The 3,489-nt window shown below is 37.6% G+C and carries 4 protein-coding genes; 2 read left to right on the forward strand and 2 right to left on the reverse strand.

Annotation, left to right across the window (positions count from 1 at the left end; translation table 11 throughout):
• The first annotated feature begins 8 nt into the window (after positions 1 to 8).
• Complete coding sequence (prpC, locus tag B4033_RS12070) at positions 9 to 1,118, forward strand: bifunctional 2-methylcitrate synthase/citrate synthase (protein ID WP_286834305.1); 1,110 nt, start codon at positions 9 to 11, stop codon at positions 1,116 to 1,118.
• 76 nt (positions 1,119 to 1,194) lie between these two features.
• Here prpC and B4033_RS12075 read toward each other — a convergent pair whose 3' ends face one another.
• The gene (locus tag B4033_RS12075) at positions 1,195 to 1,785 is read right to left on the reverse strand and encodes an aminotransferase (protein WP_286834298.1); all 591 of its coding nucleotides are present in this window, start codon (positions 1,783 to 1,785) and stop codon (positions 1,195 to 1,197) included.
• Between the two features lie 67 nt (positions 1,786 to 1,852).
• Positions 1,853 to 2,335 (reverse strand): CinA family protein, encoded by a 483-nt coding sequence (locus B4033_RS12080; protein ID WP_286834300.1) that lies wholly within the window; start codon positions 2,333 to 2,335, stop codon positions 1,853 to 1,855.
• Between the two features lie 252 nt (positions 2,336 to 2,587).
• Here B4033_RS12080 and B4033_RS12085 point away from each other — a divergent pair, with 252 nt between their 5' ends.
• Positions 2,588 to 2,818, forward strand: a complete 231-nt coding sequence (locus B4033_RS12085) for a hypothetical protein (protein ID WP_273797655.1) — start codon at positions 2,588 to 2,590, stop codon at positions 2,816 to 2,818.
• Positions 2,819 to 3,489: the final 671 nt, after the last annotated feature.

The raw sequence follows: 3,489 nt of genomic DNA on the forward strand, positions 1-3,489 counted from the left end.
CGCTCTTCTTGCGTGGACAAGTTGCAGGGAAAACGGCACTTTCAACAGTAGGCAAAAGCGGTGCAGGACTGACATATCGTGGTTACGATGTGCAGGATCTGGCAGAACACTGCCAGTTTGAAGAAGTGGCTTATCTGATTTTCTTTGGTGAATTGCCAACTGCTGAACAGCTTGCAGCGTATAAAGCCAAACTTAAGTCATTACGTCGCCTTCCACAAGCACTGAAAGAAGTGCTGGAACGCATTCCGGCGGACTCGCATCCAATGGATGTGATGCGTACCGGCGTCTCCATGCTGGGCAATCTGGAAACAGAAAAGTCTTTTGCTGAACAGCAGGATGTAGCGGATCGTATTCTGGCAACGCTACCCGCGATTATCTGTTACTGGTATCGCTATAGCCATGACGGCATCCGTATTGATGAAAATACCGATGATGATTCAATCGGTGCTCAATTCCTGCACTTACTGCGTGGTGAAAAGCCAAATGCGCTGCATGAGCAGGTGATGAATGTATCACTGATTCTATATGCAGAGCATGAATTCAATGCTTCAACTTTCACTGCACGCGTATGTGCATCGACATTGTCTGATTTGCATTCTTGTATTACCGGTGCGATTGGCTCACTACGTGGTCCCCTGCATGGTGGTGCCAATGAAGCCGCGATGGATATGATTGAAAACTGGAGGTCGCCAGAAGAAGCTGAGCGTGAAATGCTGGGTATGCTGGAACGTAAAGAAAAGATTATGGGCTTCGGTCATGCAATCTACAAAGACAATGATCCGCGTAATGGCATTATCAAGCAGTGGTCAGAGAAGCTGGCGAAAGATGTAGGCGACACCGTACTTTATCCAGTCTCAGTCCGTTGTGAAGAAGTCATGTGGCGTGAGAAAAAATTATTCTGTAATGCTGATTTCTTCCATGCATCTGCTTATCACTTCATGGGTATTCCAACCAAACTGTTTACACCGATCTTTGTGATGTCACGGGTTACCGGTTGGGCAGCGCATGTGATGGAACAGCGCGCAGATAACCGTATTATCCGTCCGAGCGCAGACTATACGGGTCCGGAACTACGCAAAGTGATTCCAATTGCTGAGCGCGGCGCCGTAGCAGTTTAAGGTGCAGATATCATAAAAAAATAAGGTCTCCAGTCAGACCTTATTTTTTTATAGGTTATATTTATTTAATCTTCATTTAATGGCTGAGCAGGGCGGGATCTTCAATGTGATACCCGGTTTCAAATTGAATGCCTAAATATTTTACAGTGACCAGTAATTTATCCTGTTTCGGAATTTTATAGATCTGATTTAACCTTAAATCGGGTTTATAGCTGATAGCCTGTTGTATTGGACTCTTATAGTGACCTGATTCAATCCGATATTGATAGGTCCATTTAGGTACGCTTTGTTTCGGATCATGCCATACAGGTGCAGTGCCTTTTCTGGTCTTTAGTAACTTGAGCTGAATATTCTGCTTCGGAAGAGGAACTACCGGAGTCAAACGTTTCTTGATTTTGGCAATTTCCTGATCAAACTTCTTGCTATTCTGATCATAGTCAATTTTCTTGGTTTTAGGATTGATATATAGGGAGTTGACCTGAATCAGCTGGTTTGGCATCTTGGATTTAAAATTATAATAATACAGTTGAGGCAGACGTCCACGCCCATCCAGATAATGGCGCAACAGATATAGTTTTTGGTCCTTGGCTTCATAACCCAAAACTTCAAGGTTTTGTGGGCCACCCACCGTCGCAAGGCTCAATGGACTAAGTAAGACAAATACCAAGTAAAAACAAACTAATATTGGCTTTCATCATTATCCTCATCCACTAATTTTTTATAAAGACGCGAAATTAAGCAGTTTTGCTATCAATTAAATCCATCATTTGATCAGCAATCTGTTCCGTCAATATATCCAGGCGTTCCTCAGGTGTACCATCAATCAGATAGCGATAATCATAAGTTTGACCTTTATAGAAAACCGAAACAAAAAACGTTCCTACCGGCTTTTCTTTACATTCACTGCCACCAGGTTTGAGTAAGCCGGTACAAGCTACGATCAAATCAGCTTCTTGAAACAGCTTCTGGCCGGTAATCGCAAGCGCATTCGTCACTTCCGGGGATTCAGGTGAATATTTATCAATTAAATCCTGAGGTACCCCTAAAATTGACATTTTCAGATTGGCATCATAACAAACCAGTCCACCGAGTAAAATTTGTGCACCACATTCTTTATAAAGCGAGAACTGGCTGCTTAAATAGCCTGAGCTTGCACTTTCTACAAAAGCAACTTTCAGTTTTTTTTGTTCGAGTAAATCACAACATTCTTTTAACATGGCTATCATTTTTATTTGCGGGTGATATACTCAATGTATAGACGAAATGCGGATTCTTCAATCACCCTTACGATTGTATACATTTATACAAAACATGCTGTTAAAAGCTAAATATGAGATACAAATGTTCAAAATTCAACGAATGAGTGTGTTTGACCAAGAGTTAAGCAAAATTTGCATTTAACGGTATCATCTCAGCTTAAACAGTGGTAAAAATAAAAATAAAGTGCTTGATGAAAGTAGGTTGTTAAAATGAAAACTACAGTTAAATATGTAGTCCTGAAAAGTCTGGACTATCAGTTGGGTACCCCTTTATTTCAGGAAGAAATTGATGCGGATGCACAGTATTTTGATCAGATTCCTACGATTATTACCTACCAGAATTTAAAATTAAAGGTGAAAAGCAAGGAGTTAAAACGTTTGCAATTACCCGATGAAAAAGAAGATACCCAAACGATTATTGTAAAAATGGTCGTGATTTAATTAATAATTTGAATAAGATTAAAAAACCTCTTTTTTAGAGGTTTTTTAATAAACTGTTAGATAACAATATATTATAAAATGTTTGCTTACTTATTTTTATTTATTATTATGTTTAATTAAAGTGTTTATAATGCATTAATTAATATCTTAAAAGGGTTACTTTTTTTGTTTTTGTTCCTCGTTTTAATCATATATTAATAATTAAAAATAAAATTTCCCTTCATTTTTAGGGGAATATCATGAAAAACTTTTATCAGCGGCGATTCCTTTGGTTTTTATTTTTGGTCTTTTTGCATAAGTGAATGTATTGATCAATCTTCAGATGGTTACAGATTGCGGAAACTATGTCGTAGCGCATGGGATTGACGATTATGCTTATATACAAAATTATAATATGATGGAAAGATATACTAATTGACTTAACTATATTTAGACTAGAATGATCGGTAATTGGGTCTTCGCCCCATACTTAACCCAATTGTTTAATCTTCTCAAAAATGACTTATATTTTAATTGAGTGTATAACCAATTTTTGATCTTCCCTGTATAAAGTATTTAGAATCTTTATATAGGTTTTGATGTCTTGAAAAAATATTAAATCTAAGTTTTATAGTTAATAATTTTACGAATTATAAATAAAATATTTATATTTTAAAAAATTAGAATTTTGC

This window comes from Acinetobacter sp. UBA3132 (assembly GCF_002364825.1).
GTDB classification, from domain to species: domain Bacteria; phylum Pseudomonadota; class Gammaproteobacteria; order Pseudomonadales; family Moraxellaceae; genus Acinetobacter; species Acinetobacter schindleri.